This is a genomic window from Enterococcus sp. AMC2644 (assembly GCF_058216475.1).
The window spans coordinates 1-17,069 of the sequence record NZ_CM177095.1 but is presented as its reverse complement, the minus strand read 5'-3'; the positions used below and the strand labels follow the sequence as shown (position 1 = coordinate 17,069).

Below are 17,069 nucleotides of genomic sequence, written 5' to 3'. Positions count from 1 at the left end.
AAGGACTGATGAGTTCGATTGAGGTAAATCCAAACCAGAACGTGAGAACTTCTGGTTTGGATTTTTTTGTTATGTTACTTTAATCAATTGATTGATTAGAAAGATTCTTATTTTCATGTTCTCAAATGATTTAAATCCATAAGATACGCGTTTTAAGGTTTTTATATGTGTATTCTTCGCTTCTATTTTCCCATTCGAATAAGAGTAAATCATGGCATTTCGAATCCCTTCTTCATAATCCAAAAGATTTTGTAGTTTGTTTCGAAACGTCTCGTCTAATGTCTCTGGAAGTTCTTTTAGCTGTGTGAAAAAAAGCTGAGGATCCTTGTCTCGAAAAGCATCTGTCAATTCATGAAAGATATCATAGGCTGCCTTCAAAGGAGCGGAATAGGCAAGTAGTCGGTCTATCATCATTGCTTCGGTAAGGAACGGATATTTAGGTGCACGGAAACTCCGCCATGTCTTGTATTTGGAGTGATTGATTCTTTGCCTATTTTTAGTAAGGTAGCGCCAGTTCGCTTTTAATTTTTGAGCCTCCGTTTTACGCCCGGATGTGTCGAGTTCTTTCATCAACCGGACACGAAAATCTTGAAATGTTTGATTCATGTGTTTGACGATGTGAAAACGATCAATCACTAATTTGGCATTGGGAAAAACGGTTTTTGTTAGTTGAAAGTAAGCGGCATTCATATCGGTCACTAAAAACGCCACGGCTTTGGGGTTGGCACACTGTAGAAAATAGGTGGTTAATCGTGTCAGTTTTCTTGAAGGCAAAATATCGATTAATTGACCAGTTTCCCCATCTGCACAAATGAAACTCATTTTGTCTTCTAAAGAAGTATGCGAGCGAAACTCATCGACCATGAGCACTTTAGGAAGGCTCTTCTTTGAATGATTCGGTAAATAGCTTTTTAATTCTTTTAATGTACGAATGACAGTGGGTAAAGAAACATGACACAACTTGGCAATAAAAGACAATGAAACCTTCTCGGTCAATAAAGAGATAATTTTGAATTTCACCTGATTGGAAATAGAATGTCTTGGACGAACGAAGTGACTTTGGGCAGTCCAATGATGGTGGCAATTTTTACATGTATATCGTTGTTTTTTCAGATGCATCACTAGCGGCATGTGATGGTACTGATCAAAACGGACGACGGTTTTCTTTGTGCCATTTTTGACAACGATGGTCTTGCCTGCCCCATCAATCACTGAAGAACCACAATTCGTACAAGCATGAGCAGAGGGAGAAAGGGTGGCTTCAATGACAAGGTGTTGTTTACGATGGCACATTTCATACGTCACATCATTAATTGTTAACTATTTGTCTGTAATTCGTAGCATTTTTTTGATAGAATTATTCATAGAGCATATCGTCCTCTCAGTTAATTATTTGTCGTGATTTAATCATACTAGAGAACGATATGTTTTTTAATACCTAAAATGAAAGATGGGACTGGAGAATCATTTCTGATTCATCAGTCCCATATATTATAGAGCCATTTTAGCACGTCTCTAAGTAGCAACTTCTGTTGATTTAGAGACGTGTTTTTATAGTTATTGAAGTTATTTAGTTTAAAAATAGTGAAGAAACATTTTTACCCTTGCTTCCGATAAAATGTCGGAGTCATTCCAGTTTTATTTTTAAACAAACGACTAAAATAGGCAAAGTTTTCTATGCCAATTTGTAAAGAAATTTGTTGAATAGAAAGGTCCGTATATCTTAGTAAGTCTTTGGCATAGGATATCTTTTTAGTAATTAGGTAATCAATGGGAGGGATGCCAATATATTTTGAAAAGTCCTTATTCAATTGATATTTATTTAAATGAAAAGAATATTCTAGGTTATCTAAAGTAATTGCAGCATGCAAGTGCTCATCCAAATAATTTTTTAACGCAATCACGTAATCTGGAATATCATCTACATGAAAGTCAAGATGATATTTTTGAACAATTAATTCATTTAACAATTCGTGGACTAGAATTGAATTTTGAAAGTCAGTGCGGGCATTTGCTTGAGTTTGCACTTTAATCATTCGATGAATTAAATGATGGATGACATTATCAGTAGGTACACCAGAAATGTGAAAAACAGGTTGACCATCTTTTATAAACTCTTGATACAGTTGAATAGATTGCCCCCCATAAAAATGAATCCAGTCCATCTCCCAAGGTTCTTCGCTAATAGTTTGATAATGCTGATAATGTTGACAATCAATTAAAAATACATCCCCTTGTTCCAACATGTATTCTTTCCCACGATAGCTTAATAAGCCTTTTCCACTCAGTGTGAATTTCATTAAAAAAGAAGGAAGATTTTCCCGTTCAGTATAATAAGGTTTGTAGGCTTTAAAAGAACCAATTTCTTGAATATAGAAAAAAAGTCCTTTGCTTTTATTTGAAGGGGTATTGATAACTCTCTCTGAATCTTGTGTCCACGAATGATTGGCATTTTCCCAATAGGCCATTTTTATCCCTCCTATAATTTACCAAGATAGTGCAATTATACACCAAAATCATCTAATGGAAAACGTAAACATATTGATTATTATAGGGCTATAGATAAATATATATACAATAATAGGAAGGAAAAAATGATGGAAACATATATTGCTGTAGACATAGGTGCTTCTAGCGGACGTTTAATTAAAAGTCAGTTAGTCAATGGTCAAATTGTCATGGAAGAGATTCATCGTTTTAAGAACGATTTCAACTTGATAGATGATCATTATCGTTGGGATGTCAATTATTTAGCCGATGAAATTTTAAAAGGATTAGCTATTGCGAAACAACAAGGAGTTTTAGAATGCTACGTAGGTATTGATACATGGGCGGTTGATTATTGTTTATTAGATAATAAAGGTGAACTCATTGAACTACCCATTGCTTATCGAGATGCCCGAACAAATAAAGCAGTGTCTAATTTTACCTATCAAATAACTTTGGATAAATTATATGAGAAAACAGGGATTCAAATTCAACCTTTTAATACTATTTTCCAATTATTTATGGAAACGGCAGAAACATTACAGCAGGCACAAACTTTATTGCTCATTCCTGATTATTTAGGCTATTTCTTTACGGGGAAAGCTGTAATGGAAAAAACGAATGCTTCCACTATGCAACTGTTAAATGTGGATACGCAACAGTGGGATCCTGAATTGCTAGCAGCTGTAGGTGTAACTGAATCGCTATTTCCGCCATTAGTAAACGCAGGTACGATTTTAGGCGAAATTAATCAAGCAAAGTTTGCAGAGTATGATTTACCGAATGCAACATTCGTTACGATTGCCAGTCATGATACAGCCTCAGCAGTGCTAGGTACTCCAGGAAAAGAAGATGACTGGGCATATATTAGTAGTGGAACTTGGTCTTTATTAGGGATTGAAAGTACAGAAGCTATCGTTTCCTCGGACACTTTTACTTCCAACTATAGCAATGAATGGGGTGCGCATCACACGATTCGTTTTTTAAAAAATATTATGGGAATGTGGTTAATTCAAGAAGTTGCTCGAATGCAAGATTACCAATACAGTTATGCAGAGTTAGCGGAGCTAGCAATGAGTGTTCCTGCATTTCAACAATTTATTGACGTGAATGATGCACGCTTTTTAAATCCAGAAAATATGATTGTTGAATTACAAAATTATTGTCGCGAATCCAATCAGAAAATTCCTGAAACACCAGCTGAAATTGCGCGCTGTGTCTATGACAACTTAGCACTTTGTTATGCAGTGGAATTAGAAAAACTGGAAGAATTGACGACTAGAAAGATTAATAAACTACACATCGTAGGAGGGGGATCGAACAATCGTTTGCTGAACCAATTAACGGCTGATGTTGCCCAGATAATGGTTGAAGCGGGACCTGGTGAGGCGACAGCAATTGGAAATATTGTGTTACAGATGATTAGTAGTGGAGAACTGAAAAATGTGGAAGAAGCGAGAGAATGTATTCATCACTCCTTTGTATTTGTAACGCACAGTCCAAATCAGTATGATTCATCTCTAGTAAAAAGATATAAACAAAGTGTGAAAGAATATCAAAGAAAGAAGGAAAGTAAATGAACACAACAGAAAAATATTTAGCAGCTAAAGCCAAATATGCAGAGCTTGGAGTAGATACAGATGCTGTATTAAAAGACCTTGAAAAAGTGAAAATTTCGATGCACTGTTGGCAAGGTGATGACGTGCAAGGTTTTTTAAATGATGGTGAGTTAACTGGTGGAATCTCGGTTACAGGAGATTATCCAGGAAAAGCAACAACACCCGATCAGTTACGTCAAGATCTAGAAAAAGCAATTTCTTTCATTCCAGGAAACCACAAAGTGAATCTACATGCTATTTATTTAGATACAGATGAAAAAGTAGATTTAAATGAAATTGAACCAAAACATTTTGCTAGATGGGTAGATTGGGCGAAAGAAAATAATCTAGGCCTAGACTTTAACCCAACCTTCTTTTCGCACCCAATGTTTAAAGACGGATTCACCTTAGCTTCTCCTGATAAAGAAGTACGTGATTTTTGGATTGAACACGGAAAACGCAGCCGTAAAATTGCCGAATATTTTGGAAAAGAACTAGGACAAGTCTGTGTCAATAATTTCTGGATGCCAGACGGATACAAAGACAACCCAATTGATCGTTATACTCCTCGCAAACGTTTAATGGAAGCGTTAGATGAAATCTTTGCTGAAAAATTAAACAAAGAATACACGCTAGATGCCGTTGAAAGTAAATTGTTTGGTTTAGGAGCAGAGGCATATACTGTCGGATCTCATGAATTTTATATGGGCTATGGCTTAACTCGTGATAAATTAGTTTGTATGGATGCGGGACATTTCCATCCAACTGAAGTCATTTCTAACAAGCTATCTTCTTTAGCATTGTTTGGTGATGGAATTTTATTGCACGTTTCAAGACCTGTTCGTTGGGATTCCGATCATGTAGTGATTATGGATGACGAACTACAAGAAATTGGAAAAGAACTGGTTCGCAATGATTTACTAGGAAAAACTTATATCGGTTTGGATTTCTTTGATGCAACTATTAATCGTGTAGCTGCATGGGCAATTGGAACTAGAAATACCATCAAATCAGTGATGAAGGCAATGCTTGAACCCACAGAATACTTGAAAGAAGTCGAATTAACTGGAGACTTTACGACTCGTTTAGCTTTAACTGAAGAGTTGAAAGATTTCCCATACGCCGATGTCTGGAATTATTACTGTGAACAACAAGGAGTTCCAATTGGATTGGATTGGTTGAAAGAAGCAAAGCAATACGAAAAAGATGTTTTGTTAAAACGTTAATAAAGAGGAGATATAAAAAATGAAAAAAATCGATATTTTACAAGCACCTTTTGTCAAAGAAATGATGGAAACAACTTCAAATTTATACCGTCTTGGTTGGGATGAACGCAATGGGGGGAATATTTCTTACTTGCTAACAGAAGAAGAAGTAGGAATATTTTTAGATGTCACTCATGTGATTCGCCAGATTCCGATGATTTTTGATGCAAGTCAATTAAGTGGGAAATTTTTTATCGTGACTGGTTCAGGTAAATATTTCAAAAATGTTGTCGAAGATCCAGCTGCAAACTTAGGCATTGTTCGTGTTGGCGAGGATGGAAAAACTCTTGATTTATTATGGGGACTTGAAAATAATGCCGTTCCAACTAGTGAACTACCAAGTCATTTCATGAGTCATATTTCTCGTTTGGAAGTGGATCCTGAAAATCGCATTATCATGCACAATCATGCGACACATTTATTAGCAATGACGTTCACTCATGAATTGGATGAAAGAGCTTTTACTCGTACGTTATGGCAAATGTGTACAGAATGTCTTGTTGTTTTTCCAGAGGGCGTATCTATTATTCCTTGGATGGTGCCAGGAACCAATGAAATTGGTGAAGCAACTGCAACGAAAATGAAAGAAACACGCTTGGTAATGTGGCCACAACATGGTGTCTATGGCGCAGGTAAAGATATGGATGAAGTATTTGGCTTAATTGAAACTGCTGAAAAAGCAGCAAAGGTTTACACGTATGTTCAAGCACAAGGTGGTGTGAAACAAACGATAACCGATGAAAGTTTGTGGAAATTAGCAAAAGGCTTCGGCGTGAAACCTCGCGAAGGATATATAGATTAATAAATAGACTTCCAATCTTCTAATTGAATATTGGAAGTTTCATATAATTTATTGTGATTTTTTTAACATTATAAAGTATATTGGAGGGATAAATATGGTAAACAGAATGATTTTAAATGAAACATCTTTTTTTGGAAAAGGAGCGGTAGCGCATGTTGCAACAGAAGTTCTAGCGAGAGGTTTTCAACATCCAGTGATTATTACAGATACAGAGTTAGTTCGCTTAGGAGTTGTTGAAAAAGTAACAAAGCATTTAGATGCAACGAATATTAGTTATGTGACTTACGATGGCATTGTACCAAATCCAACGATTGAAAATGTTCAAGCAGGTGTGGCATTTGTTAAAGAAGCAAAAGGAGATTGTTTGATTGCAGTTGGGGGAGGTTCACCAATCGATACTGCTAAAGCTATTGGAATCATTGTACGAAATCCTGAATTTTCAGATGTGGTTAGCTTAGAGGGAGTAGTTAACACAAAAAATCCTTGCTTACCAATTTTAGCCGTCTCTACAACATCTGGAACAGCAGCCGAAGTGACTATTAATTACGTAATCACTGACAAAGCCAATAATCGTAAATTTGTTTGTGCGGATCCTCACGATATTCCAATCGTAGCGTTTGTAGATAGCGATATGATGATGGGGATGCCTCATGGATTGTGCGCAGCAACAGGTATGGATGCGATGACGCATGCAATTGAAGGTTTTATTACACAAGGTGCATGGGAAATGACGGATATGCTTCATTTGAAAGCTATTGAAATCATTGGCGCAGCGTTACGTGATTCCGTAGCAGGAAATCAAGAAGCTCGAGAAGAAATGGCACTTGGACAATATATCGCAGGTATGGGATTCTCAAATGTGGGATTAGGCTTAGTTCATGGGATGGCTCATCCATTATCTGCTTGGTACAATATTCCCCACGGTGTAGCTTGTGCTTCATTATTACCAACCATTATGAAATACAATAAAGACTTTACTGGTGAAAAATACCGTGAAATTGCTAAAGCTTTGAAAATTGATGGAGCTGATTCAATGAGTATAGAAGATGTTCGAGATGTCGCTTGTTTGGCTATCGATCAATTAAGCAAGGATGTAGGCATCCCATTTACTATTTCAGAATTAGGTGTGAAGGAAGAGGATTTACCACAAATTGCAGAAGATGCATTGAGAGATGTGTGTACGCCAGGAAACCCTAGGGAAACCACAGTTGCTGAAATTATTGAACTATATCAGAGTTTGATGTAAAGCGATTATCAATAAAAAGCCAGATGACGTCCTGTCATTTGGCTTTTTATAAGATGAAACAAAGATATTATAAAGTCACAATTATAGTAAGTCATCGCTCAATTTAACTATACTATTTCTTATAAGCCTACAACTACGAGCGACTATGTTGAATGTTATTTAGTGGATACATTATGAAAGATGCTGAATTGGTCAATGAACTAGATAAGATGAATCTAGTTTTCTCTTTTTTTAAAGATCCTGAAGTATTAAATAGTAGATTGGGGATGCTACTGTTTATCACAGTTTCAGAAGAGCATTTAGCACAAGTCAATAAATCTCTTTTGAGTAAAGTAGAATAAGTTAAAATATCTATAAAATGTAACAGAGAAAACATGTCTATTTCAAATAAAGCAATTGTAGTTTTAAATATAGGCGATTTTAAAGGAAGCTTACACTTTAGGAGCATAGGTAGGATAGTATTAAAAAGCTAACAGAGTCTCTAAGATCTCAAAGAAAGGATACCTTTCATCAATTAATATATACTTTTTACTCAGGAACAGGTTTCATTACTAAAGGTACTTGTTCCTATTTAGTAGTAAATCCTTTCATTTAATTTATATTCTCTTATAATGAAGGAAATTATTTTATTTCTTTTTTGAATTAATATATGCGCATATTAAAAATTCAAAAGTAATCAGCGTCTTCCCAAAAAAAAGCTGTGGTTGAGCAATATCAGTGGAAAACGGACTATATGAATTAGTAGAAAATACTAAATTAGATAGTTGAGCAATTGTTGAATTTCTATTTCCAACAAATGAAATAATTGTACAATCTTTTTTCTTTGCCAAATCTATTGTTCTTTTTAATGACTCATCTTCTCCAGAGTGAGAGACAGTTATAAAAAGAAATTTCTGATTTTTCTGACTATTAAGCAATTGTGTGTGCTCTGTATTTACATTAGGAATTTGATGGAAATTCATAACTTCACTCATAAATGAAGCTAATTGAGATGAAAATCCAGTGCCTAGAATTACTAGTAAAGATTCACTGTTTGCCTTCATTTGAGTGCAAAATGCTATCACTTCTTTTTCTGTAGGAGTATCTTTTGTATTTTTAGGAACAGGTAAATGAGATTCTTTCATTTTGTAAATCAATTCATTATAACCAGAAAAATTTAATTTCTTAGCCATTCGAACAATAGAAGAAGGAGAGGTATAACAATCTTTTGCTACACTTCGAATACTAGGTGCTGTAGACATATTTAAATTTTTGTCTAGGTAAGAAAGAATTGATAGCTCATTAGCAGTTAAAAGATAGGTCTCTTGTAAATAGTTTAAGTTCATTTTGTACGCTCCTTATTTACTAAATAAAAATAATTTTAACAAACTTTGCATAAAAATAAAAATAGAGGTGTTTGAACAATGAAAAAAAAATGGGCTATTTCATTAATGTTGGGAGCAGTTGTCACTTTAACTGCTTGTTCTACTAACAATAATACACAAAGTAATCATAAAGAACAAAAAGTTTTAAAAGTTGGAATTGAGACAGAACTTTCAACTGCAGATATTTCTTTAGCTATGGATAATACAGCGGCTGGTGTAATGAGTCAAGTTGGAGAGGGTCTTTTTTCTTTTAATGAATTTGGAGAAGCCTCACCAGCGATAGCACAATCAGTTGTTGAGCCCACAAATAATGGAAAAACATATACCTTCACTCTTCGAAAAGATGCAAAGTGGAGTAATGGTGACTCGGTAACTGCATATGATTTTGAATATTCTTGGAAACGCACAGTAACACCAGAAACAGCTTCGCCACAAGCTTATTATTTTGAAGGGATTGAAAATTATAAAGAGATTGAAAGTGGTGAGATAGAACCAGATAATTTAGGAGTAAAAGCTCTAGATGAACATACACTAGAAGTTAATTTAGCGTATCCTATGAGCTATTTCCAACAATTACTAGCAGTCCCAGCATTCTTTCCTTTAAATGAAAAATTTGTGAGTGAACAAGGTAAGGAGTATGGAACGAGCTCTGAGAAAACATTGTATAATGGTGCTTTTACTATGGAAGGATGGGAAGGTTCTAATATTAACTGGAAATATATTAAAAATGCTCAATACTGGGATAAAGAAAATGTTAATATTGATCAAGTTGATGTACAAGTCATTAAAGAGAATGCTACAGGAGTCAATTTATTTGAAACAGGTAGTTTAGATTTTGTTAAAATAACAGGGGAACTTGTTTCTCATAAAAAAGATACAAAAGAATTAACTATTCGATCAATTCCAGGAACATATTATGTTGAATTGAACTCTCAAAGTGAAATTTTTAGCAATAAAAATGCTAGAAAATCAATTTCATTAGCCATTGATTCAGAAGCAATTGCTACTAAAGTTTTAAATGACGGGTCAAAAAAAGCTTTAGGTTTTGTACCTACTGGTTTTCTGAATCATGAAACAAAGAAAGATTTTGCTGAAGAAGTGGGGGACATTAACAATTATAATTTAGATGAAGCAAAAGAGCTGTGGGAAGTTGCAAAAAAAGAACTAAAGATTACTGAAACTAATGTAGTGCTTTTGTGTTCAGATAGTGAAAATGCTAAAAAATTAGCAGAATATATTCAAGGTGCAACAAGTGAATTGGATGGTCTTAATATAGAAATCTCAGCGGTTCCTTTCAATAACAGATTAGAAAAAAGTCGTGAAGGTGAATTTGATATGGTTATTGGCGGATGGACACCCGTTTATGCAGATCCTGTAGATTTCCTTAATTTATTACACTCAAAAAATAGTAATAATTTTGGTAAATTTTCAAATGAAAAAATGGATAAGTTAGTAGATGATGCCAATATAACTTTTGCAACTGAAAATCAAAAACGGTGGGAAGCGATGGTAGATGCAGATAAAATCATAGCTGAAGAAGCACCACTAGTCCCTCTTTATCAAATTTCAGAAGCATATCTTGTTAATGAGCATGTGGAAGGAATAGAATTTGGCCCGTTGGGGTCTATTTATTATAAAAATGCTTTAATAAATTGATAAAGATAAAATTAACTAGAGGTGATAACTAATGGAAAAAAAACAAGCGATATCTTTGATTAAGGAATTATCAGATGCACCTGGTGTTTCTGGATTCGAAGAGGAAGTTGTCAAGTTAGTAAAAAAAAATACTAAGCATATTGGACCACAAGAAACAGATGCAATTAAAAATTTATATATTAACAGAAATGAAAATACACAAAATCGTCCAGTCCTACAATTAGATGCACATAGTGATGAAGTAGGTTTTATTATTCAAGCAATTAAGCCAAATGGTCTAATGCATTTTCTCCCTTTAGGTGGGTGGATTCCACACAATATTTCTGCACAAAAAATCCATGTGAGGAATCGCGATGGGGATTATATAAGTGGAGTTGTGACGAGCAAACCACCTCATTTTATGACGGCTGAAGAGAGAAATCAACCTGTAACAATTAATGAATTATTTATTGATGTTGGAGCTGTTTCTAGCAAAGAAATAGATAGTGTATACAAAATAGAAATTGGTGCACCGGTTGTGCCTGCTGTAAATTGTGAATACCAGGAAACGACAGATAGATTTCTTGGGAAGGCATTTGATTGTCGTATTGGGTGTGCGTGTATGATTGATGTTCTTGATGAGTTAGCTGGTAAATTATTCGATTTTGATATTGTTGCTTCATTAAGTTCTCAAGAAGAGGTTGGAGAACGTGGTGCTGTCGTTGCCGCAAAACATATTCAAAGTGATTTGGCAATTGTTTTTGAAGGTTGTCCAGCTGATGATGGTTTAGAGCCTGAACATATGATTCAATCTGCTATGGGTAAAGGCCCGATGCTTCGTCATTTTGATATTTCAATGGTTACCAATCCTGAATTTCAAAAATATGCTATTCAAATTGGCAATAAAAATAGTATTCCTCTACAGGTATCTGTAAGAAGAGGTGGTGGTACCAATGGGGCTGCAATTAATCAAGTGAACGGAGCGCCTACAATTGTTGTGGGAATTCCTGTTCGTTATGCACACACACATCATTGTTATATTGATTATCAAGATTATTACCATGCGAAACAATTAGTTTTAGAAATTATCAACTCTTTAAGCCAAAAGACTTTTGATATATTAACTAATCCATTAGAAAAAGAAGGTGAGTAAGTTGAAAATATATGTTTCATGTGATATTGAAGGTTTAGCTGGCATTGCAGATTTTGACATGGAAAAAGAAGATACAACTGCTTTCAAAGAATTGTACCACCAACATGTTCAGTGGTTAATAGAAGGAATTCAAGCAAGTGAACGCAACGATGAAATCGAAGAAATTACTTTCTCTGATTCACATAGTCGAGGAGTCAATTTGTCTTATTTACGATTATCAGAAATGGATGAAAGGATTTCACTAATTAATGGGTTCCCTCGCATGGATTATATGATGAGTGGATTAACTCCAGACTATGATACAGTTATATTTTTAGGATATCATTCAGGAATAGGCAAAAAATATGGCAATATGGATCATGGTTATAGTGCTAAAGTTGCGTATGATTTAAAAATTAATGAACAATATGTTAATGAAACAACGATTAACGCGGCTTATGCAGGCGAACTAGGAGTACCAGTGGGTTTAATTATTGGAGATTCAGCCTTGAAAGAACAACTTCACGAAGAAGGAATGTTTGCAGACGTTTCTTATGTTTCAACAAAGCATTCTCTAGGGAGATATGCTATTCAATCTTATCCAATTCGTAAAATTCGTTTGGAGATTATTGAAAAAACTAAAGAACTGTTTACTAAAGAAAAAAATAAAAAATCACTCTTCACTTTTGAAATGCCTGCAAAGGTAACTCTTCAATGTGCGACAACAGCTCAAGCTGATAGAATTGAAATGTTATCACACATTGAGCGATTAGATGGAAGAAATATTGAATTTCAATGTTCAACAATGAAAGAAACAATGAATGAGATTGTAGCAGTTGTGGGGTTAGGTGGAACAACGTACTAGTAGTTATAAATTGAATAGGAATTAGCAAGTAAAGAACATCTAGAAGCAAATTAAAGTTTGTTTCTAGATGTTCTTTATTTATAGATATAAATAAATCTTTAATAAATCTGATAGACTTATTTATCAAGTGTAAGATCCAAATAAGTTCCTATCAAATTTCTGTGAAAATTGTATAAATAAGTTTAAATAATCGTAAAAGTATGTAATAAGTAAACAAACTTATCTTCAAACCAGTATTTGCTTAGTATTTATTGTCCCGCGATAAAGAGAAAATAGTTTATATGAATTTAGTTTCTTGAAGATTTATTAAAAAATTTCTCTTAAGTTTTTCATTTAAAAAGTTAGAGATAAATAACAGGGATTTGTACTTTTATTTTGCAAAATGGGGATTTGATTGTTTTATGAAAGATACACCATTACAAGAGATTAGCGAAGTAGGTCATCGTCAGGAAAAGAATAGGAACTTCAGTCATACATCTTACAAAAGTTGTTGAAAAAGTGTTGCTAGTTGCTGATATAATCTAACAACTGATACAATACTTTCTTGTTTTCTATGGGAACTTCAGTTTGAATAATTTTTTCAGCGGACTGTTTTAAAGAATTTCTCTCTTCAGCATATTGTCCATCATTTATTACAATTTCTCTGACGTTATCAGCTTCTGGTTCAAAGTGAAACTGTAATCCAAGCACATTGGGTTTAAGTAAGAATCCTTGATTACGAACTAAGTCACTGCTGAATAATAACTCGGCTTCTTGTGGGACCTCAAACATGTCTTCGTGCCAATGTAAGACTAAAAGTTCGTCGGGAAGATTAGGGATTGTTTGCGATTGAAGATAAATCGGTGCCCAACCAACTTCTTTATAGGGTGCTTTTGATATCTCGTATCCTAAAGCTTTAGCAATTTGTTGAGCACCAAAACATATACCGAGGATAGGCTTCCCCTGGCTAAGCAAATCAAGAATTAGATTTCTTTCTGCTTTAACCCAACTAATATCATCATTTGGACTCATTGGCCCACCTAAAATAATTAAAAAGTCAGTTTCTTCTGCTCGAGGCAAATTACCGTCAAATTGATAAGGATGATAAGTGAACATTTCGTGATTATGTGCCTGTGACCATGATTTAATAGTGCCAGGTCCCTCATTAGGGGTGTGTTGTAAGACATTAATTCGCATGATAATCCTCCTTGTAAAAGTAATTAATGAATAAAATTTTTATTATTATATCATAATTCTAAAGAAACGCTGATATTTAAAGAAAGTAAGTTGATGAGAAGCTCGATTTAATGATGCGGTTTTGGGGATTAGAATTATCTATTCAAAACAATCTATTGCTAATGATTTATAAGAACACTCGAATATATTCCTTCTTCTTATGGTATCATATTATTCAAGTAGAAGATTTATAGAAAAAGTAGTATAAAAGAATTGTAGATATAACGAAAGTATGTATTTGCAACTTTATATGGTGAGGAGAATGACAGTGAGATTAATTTCATGGAATATTGATTCATTAAATGCAGCATTAACTAGCGATTCAGCCAGAGCAGTGTTATCTAGAGGTGTTTTAGATACGATTATTGATTTTGATCCGGCAATTATTGCAATTCAAGAAACAAAATTATCTGCTAAGGGTCCAACTAAAAAACATTTAGAAATTTTAAATGAAAAATTTCCTGAATATAACTTAGTATGGAATAGCTCACATGAACCAGCAAGAAAGAGTTATGCTGGAACAATGTTTTTATATAAGAATCATTTAGAACCAAAAGTTTCATTTCCCGAAATTGGTGCACCGAGTACGATGGATGCAGAGGGAAGAATTTTAACACTTGAATTTGAACAATTTTATGTTACGCAAGTTTATACTCCAAATTCGGGATCAGAATTAGTTCGTCTTAAAGAACGTCAAATTTGGGATGAAAAATATAAAGAGTATTTGATGTCTTTATCTAAAGAAAAACTTGTTTTGGCTACCGGTGATTTTAATGTTGCTCATAAAGAAATTGATTTGGCTCATCCTAGTAGAAATCATCTTTCAGCAGGATTTACAGATGAAGAACGTCAAGGGTTTACGAATCTTTTGCAAGCTGGTTTTACAGATACTTTTCGTTATCTAAATGGAGAGAAAACCGGTGCTTATAGTTGGTGGAATCAACGCGTAAAAACAAGTAAGGTGAACAACTCTGGTTGGAGAATTGACTATTGGTTGGTCAGCGATTACGGAGCGGACAAGATACAAGCATCAGAAATGATTGATTCAGGAGTACGACAAGATCATACACCTTTGCTGCTTGATATTGAGTTAGACTGATTAAGAACAGGTAAACTTCAACCTTATATTAGGTAACAAGAATTTGTTGGGTATCTTAGTTGATACCCTTTTAATAATGGAGGGTGATAGAATGATAAATAAAGAGCGGGCGATTAATAAATTTTTGGAGCTTGTCCAAATTGATAGTGTCAGCTACAACGAACGGGGCGTGGCCGACTATTTAATCAAACATTTTGATGGTTTAGGTTATGAAGTCATCGAAGATAAAAAGTCAAACGAAAGAGTACCTTTGTCAAATGCAGGAAATGTGATTGTTAAAATTCCAGGCGTAGGTACTTTAGCAAACAACGAGCCATTGATTCTTGAAGCACATATGGATACCGTAGAACCTGGCATTAGTGTAAAACCATCGATTACAGAAGATGGGAAATATATTGTCTCAGATGGTTCGACTATTCTAGGAGCCGATGATAAAGCAGGAATTGCTCAAATTCTTGAGGTTGAAGCAGTGCTACGTGAGAATAATATCGCTCACCCACCGTTAGAATTATTATTTACAATTTGTGAAGAAGTGGGGATTTTAGGAGCTTTTGCGGTTGATACAGATTTGTTGGAAGGAAAAATTGCTTTTGTATTAGACGGCGGTGGTGGACCAGGAACTGCTGTTATCGGTGGTCCAGATTATTATGACATAACCGGACAAATCACTGGAAAGGCCTCTCATGCTGGAGCAGCGCCTGAGTTAGGTATTTCATCAATACAAGTAATGTCAGAGGCCATTTCTAACATGAATCTTTTAAAAATCGATGATAATACGACCACAAATATTGGGAAAGTCATTTGCAATTATCCGACAAACGTTGTACCAGAAATTACAACGTTTGCAATGGAAGTCCGAAGTCTTGACCATGAAAGCGGAAAGAAACAACTGGCGCATGTTATTGAAGAACTGGAACGTGCAGCTGATAAATTTGGAGCAAAATTGGAATATGACCTATCGCAGAGCCTTCATGCCTATCATCATACCGACGATAATCCTGTGATTAAACGTTTTAAAGAAATGTGCGAGCGACATAATCTCGAGTATAAGAGCTTAGTGATGCGTGGCGGTACAGATGTCAGTGGACTTACCTTTAATGGGATTGATGCAATTGTCTTAGCAGCTGGTGGCGAAAATGCGCATGAATTGCAAGAACGATTAATTATTGATGAATTTATAGGAAATACACAGCAAGTCATTTGGCTTGTGACTGAATAAATAAGATGATTATAGGGTCTGTAATATAAGTAGATTGACAGTGAAATATCCAAACAATAACAGCTTGTTTCTGCGGTTCAGTTGGTTTCTCGGCAAACTTTCGCCTTGATTTTTCGTTCGGATATTTTCGTCATGTTTTTCCTTGTGTTACAGGCCCTATTTTTTATGGGCTGAATAAATATCAAAAAAGGGTCATTTCTTTTAAGAAAATCATAATTGATCTATAATGGTGTTAGAAAGGGTGAATGAAATGGATACAAAGAAATTATTGAGAATGCAAGAAGGTACTGGATTTATTGCAGCCTTGGATCAAAGTGGTGGAAGTACTCCGAAAGCTTTGAAGCTGTATGGTATTGAGGAAACATCTTATAAAAATGAAGAAGAAATGTTTAATCTTGTGCATCAAATGAGAACGCGTATTATTACGTCACCTGCGTTTAGTTCAGAAAAAATTTTAGGTGCTATTTTATTTGAAGAAACAATGAATCGTAAAATAGAAGACACCTACACAGCGGATTATCTTTGGAATGTTAAAGGCATAGTGCCATTTTTGAAGGTTGATGCTGGTTTAGCTGATTTGGAAAATGGTGTACAGTTAATGAAACCGATGCCTCAACTAACAGAATTACTAGAACGTGCGGTGGAACGAAACATCTTTGGGACAAAAATGCGTTCGGTTATTAAAAAAGCCACAGCAGAAGGAATTGAAGCAGTTGTTGCGCAACAATTTGATACGGCTAAAAAAATTGCTGCATATGGTTTAGTTCCTATTATTGAACCTGAAGTAGATATTACAATTCCAGATAAAAAAGAAGCCGAAGAACTTCTTAAAGAATCCTTGATTCGTCACCTTGATACTTTAGGAGATATGAAAGTGATGCTTAAGTTATCGATTCCAACAATTGATAACTTCTATGAGGATTTAATCGATAAAAATAACGTAGTGCGTATTGTAGCCTTATCTGGTGGTTATTCTAGAGAGGAAGCAAATGAACGATTGGCACGAAACCATCACCTTATTGCTAGTTTTTCAAGAGCACTCGTCGAAAAACTTACAGTACAACAATCAGATCAAGCATTCAATGAAGGTTTAGAAGCTTCTATTCAATCCATCTATGAAGCATCAAATACGTAAAGGTAAA

15 protein-coding genes are annotated in these 17,069 nt (G+C 34.7%); 11 read left to right on the top strand and 4 right to left on the bottom strand.

Annotation, left to right across the window (positions count from 1 at the left end):
* Positions 1 to 69: 69 nt before the first annotated feature.
* Both AC4BC5_RS00075 and AC4BC5_RS00070 read right to left on the bottom strand, forming a co-directional pair.
* The gene (locus AC4BC5_RS00075) at positions 70 to 1,314 is read right to left on the bottom strand and encodes an ISL3 family transposase (RefSeq protein WP_490497570.1); all 1,245 of its coding nucleotides are present in this window, start codon (positions 1,312 to 1,314) and stop codon (positions 70 to 72) included.
* 284 nt (positions 1,315 to 1,598) lie between these two features.
* Entirely contained in the window at positions 1,599 to 2,468 is an 870-nt protein-coding gene (locus AC4BC5_RS00070) for an AraC family transcriptional regulator (RefSeq protein ID WP_490496150.1), read from the bottom strand.
* A gap of 129 nt (positions 2,469 to 2,597) precedes the next feature.
* On the opposite strand from AC4BC5_RS00070, the gene rhaB reads away from it, so the two are divergent.
* From rhaB to AC4BC5_RS00045, 5 genes are all read left to right on the top strand, one after another.
* Positions 2,598 to 4,067, top strand: coding sequence for a rhamnulokinase (gene rhaB / locus AC4BC5_RS00065; protein ID WP_490497569.1), 1,470 nt, complete (start codon positions 2,598 to 2,600; stop codon positions 4,065 to 4,067).
* Positions 4,064 to 5,311, top strand: a complete 1,248-nt coding sequence (rhaA, locus tag AC4BC5_RS00060; protein WP_490496149.1) for an L-rhamnose isomerase — start codon at positions 4,064 to 4,066, stop codon at positions 5,309 to 5,311. The genes rhaB and rhaA overlap by 4 nt, the downstream gene beginning before the upstream one ends.
* Before the next feature lie 19 nt (positions 5,312 to 5,330).
* Positions 5,331 to 6,152: a rhamnulose-1-phosphate aldolase gene (gene rhaD / locus AC4BC5_RS00055; RefSeq protein ID WP_490496148.1), complete on the top strand. Its 822-nt coding sequence runs from the start codon at positions 5,331 to 5,333 to the stop codon at positions 6,150 to 6,152.
* A 94-nt stretch (positions 6,153 to 6,246) separates the two neighbouring features.
* Positions 6,247 to 7,398: a lactaldehyde reductase gene (gene fucO / locus AC4BC5_RS00050; RefSeq protein ID WP_490496147.1), complete on the top strand. Its 1,152-nt coding sequence runs from the start codon at positions 6,247 to 6,249 to the stop codon at positions 7,396 to 7,398.
* A 173-nt stretch (positions 7,399 to 7,571) separates the two neighbouring features.
* Positions 7,572 to 7,739 (top strand): hypothetical protein, encoded by a 168-nt coding sequence (locus tag AC4BC5_RS00045; RefSeq protein ID WP_490496146.1) that lies wholly within the window; start codon positions 7,572 to 7,574, stop codon positions 7,737 to 7,739.
* Positions 7,740 to 8,024: 285 nt separating this feature from the next.
* On the opposite strand, the gene AC4BC5_RS00040 is transcribed toward AC4BC5_RS00045, so the two are convergent.
* The gene (locus AC4BC5_RS00040) at positions 8,025 to 8,723 is read right to left on the bottom strand and encodes a MurR/RpiR family transcriptional regulator (protein WP_490496145.1); all 699 of its coding nucleotides are present in this window, start codon (positions 8,721 to 8,723) and stop codon (positions 8,025 to 8,027) included.
* Between the two features lie 78 nt (positions 8,724 to 8,801).
* On the opposite strand from AC4BC5_RS00040, the gene AC4BC5_RS00035 reads away from it, so the two are divergent.
* Genes AC4BC5_RS00035 through AC4BC5_RS00025 form a run of 3 tightly spaced genes read left to right on the top strand, consistent with a single transcriptional unit; the run spans position 8,802 to position 12,394 of the window.
* Positions 8,802 to 10,418, top strand: coding sequence for a peptide ABC transporter substrate-binding protein (locus tag AC4BC5_RS00035; RefSeq protein WP_490496144.1), 1,617 nt, complete (start codon positions 8,802 to 8,804; stop codon positions 10,416 to 10,418).
* 31 nt (positions 10,419 to 10,449) lie between these two features.
* The gene (locus AC4BC5_RS00030) at positions 10,450 to 11,550 is read left to right on the top strand and encodes a M42 family metallopeptidase (RefSeq protein WP_490496143.1); all 1,101 of its coding nucleotides are present in this window, start codon (positions 10,450 to 10,452) and stop codon (positions 11,548 to 11,550) included.
* A 1-nt stretch (position 11,551) separates the two neighbouring features.
* Positions 11,552 to 12,394 (top strand): M55 family metallopeptidase, encoded by an 843-nt coding sequence (locus AC4BC5_RS00025; protein WP_490496142.1) that lies wholly within the window; start codon positions 11,552 to 11,554, stop codon positions 12,392 to 12,394.
* A 504-nt stretch (positions 12,395 to 12,898) separates the two neighbouring features.
* Here the strand turns inward: AC4BC5_RS00025 and AC4BC5_RS00020 are convergent.
* Positions 12,899 to 13,570 (bottom strand): type 1 glutamine amidotransferase, encoded by a 672-nt coding sequence (locus AC4BC5_RS00020; RefSeq protein ID WP_490496141.1) that lies wholly within the window; start codon positions 13,568 to 13,570, stop codon positions 12,899 to 12,901.
* A 307-nt stretch (positions 13,571 to 13,877) separates the two neighbouring features.
* Between AC4BC5_RS00020 and AC4BC5_RS00015 the strand changes: the two genes are divergently transcribed.
* The 3 genes from AC4BC5_RS00015 to AC4BC5_RS00005 all read left to right on the top strand — a co-directional run bounded on the left by AC4BC5_RS00015 (position 13,878) and on the right by AC4BC5_RS00005 (position 17,062).
* Positions 13,878 to 14,708 (top strand): exodeoxyribonuclease III, encoded by an 831-nt coding sequence (locus AC4BC5_RS00015; protein WP_490496140.1) that lies wholly within the window; start codon positions 13,878 to 13,880, stop codon positions 14,706 to 14,708.
* Between the two features lie 91 nt (positions 14,709 to 14,799).
* On the top strand, positions 14,800 to 15,927 hold the full coding sequence (locus tag AC4BC5_RS00010) for a M20/M25/M40 family metallo-hydrolase (protein ID WP_490496139.1): 1,128 nt from the start codon (positions 14,800 to 14,802) through the stop codon (positions 15,925 to 15,927).
* Between the two features lie 250 nt (positions 15,928 to 16,177).
* On the top strand, positions 16,178 to 17,062 hold the full coding sequence (locus tag AC4BC5_RS00005; RefSeq protein ID WP_490496138.1) for a fructose bisphosphate aldolase: 885 nt from the start codon (positions 16,178 to 16,180) through the stop codon (positions 17,060 to 17,062).
* The last annotated feature ends 7 nt before the right edge of the window (positions 17,063 to 17,069 follow it).

Coding starts and splice junctions, on each gene's coding strand:
- rhaA (WP_490496149.1), top strand. CDS start 4,064: ATGAACACAACAGAAAAATATTTAGCAGCTAAAGCCAAATATGCAGAG.
- AC4BC5_RS00030 (WP_490496143.1), top strand. CDS start 10,450: ATGGAAAAAAAACAAGCGATATCTTTGATTAAGGAATTATCAGATGCA.
- AC4BC5_RS00005 (WP_490496138.1), top strand. CDS start 16,178: ATGGATACAAAGAAATTATTGAGAATGCAAGAAGGTACTGGATTTATT.
- AC4BC5_RS00040 (WP_490496145.1), bottom strand. CDS start 8,723: ATGAACTTAAACTATTTACAAGAGACCTATCTTTTAACTGCTAATGAG.
- AC4BC5_RS00045 (WP_490496146.1), top strand. CDS start 7,572: ATGAAAGATGCTGAATTGGTCAATGAACTAGATAAGATGAATCTAGTT.
- AC4BC5_RS00070 (WP_490496150.1), bottom strand. CDS start 2,468: ATGGCCTATTGGGAAAATGCCAATCATTCGTGGACACAAGATTCAGAG.
- fucO (WP_490496147.1), top strand. CDS start 6,247: ATGGTAAACAGAATGATTTTAAATGAAACATCTTTTTTTGGAAAAGGA.
- rhaD (WP_490496148.1), top strand. CDS start 5,331: ATGAAAAAAATCGATATTTTACAAGCACCTTTTGTCAAAGAAATGATG.
- rhaB (WP_490497569.1), top strand. CDS start 2,598: ATGGAAACATATATTGCTGTAGACATAGGTGCTTCTAGCGGACGTTTA.
- AC4BC5_RS00020 (WP_490496141.1), bottom strand. CDS start 13,570: ATGCGAATTAATGTCTTACAACACACCCCTAATGAGGGACCTGGCACT.
- AC4BC5_RS00010 (WP_490496139.1), top strand. CDS start 14,800: ATGATAAATAAAGAGCGGGCGATTAATAAATTTTTGGAGCTTGTCCAA.
- AC4BC5_RS00035 (WP_490496144.1), top strand. CDS start 8,802: ATGAAAAAAAAATGGGCTATTTCATTAATGTTGGGAGCAGTTGTCACT.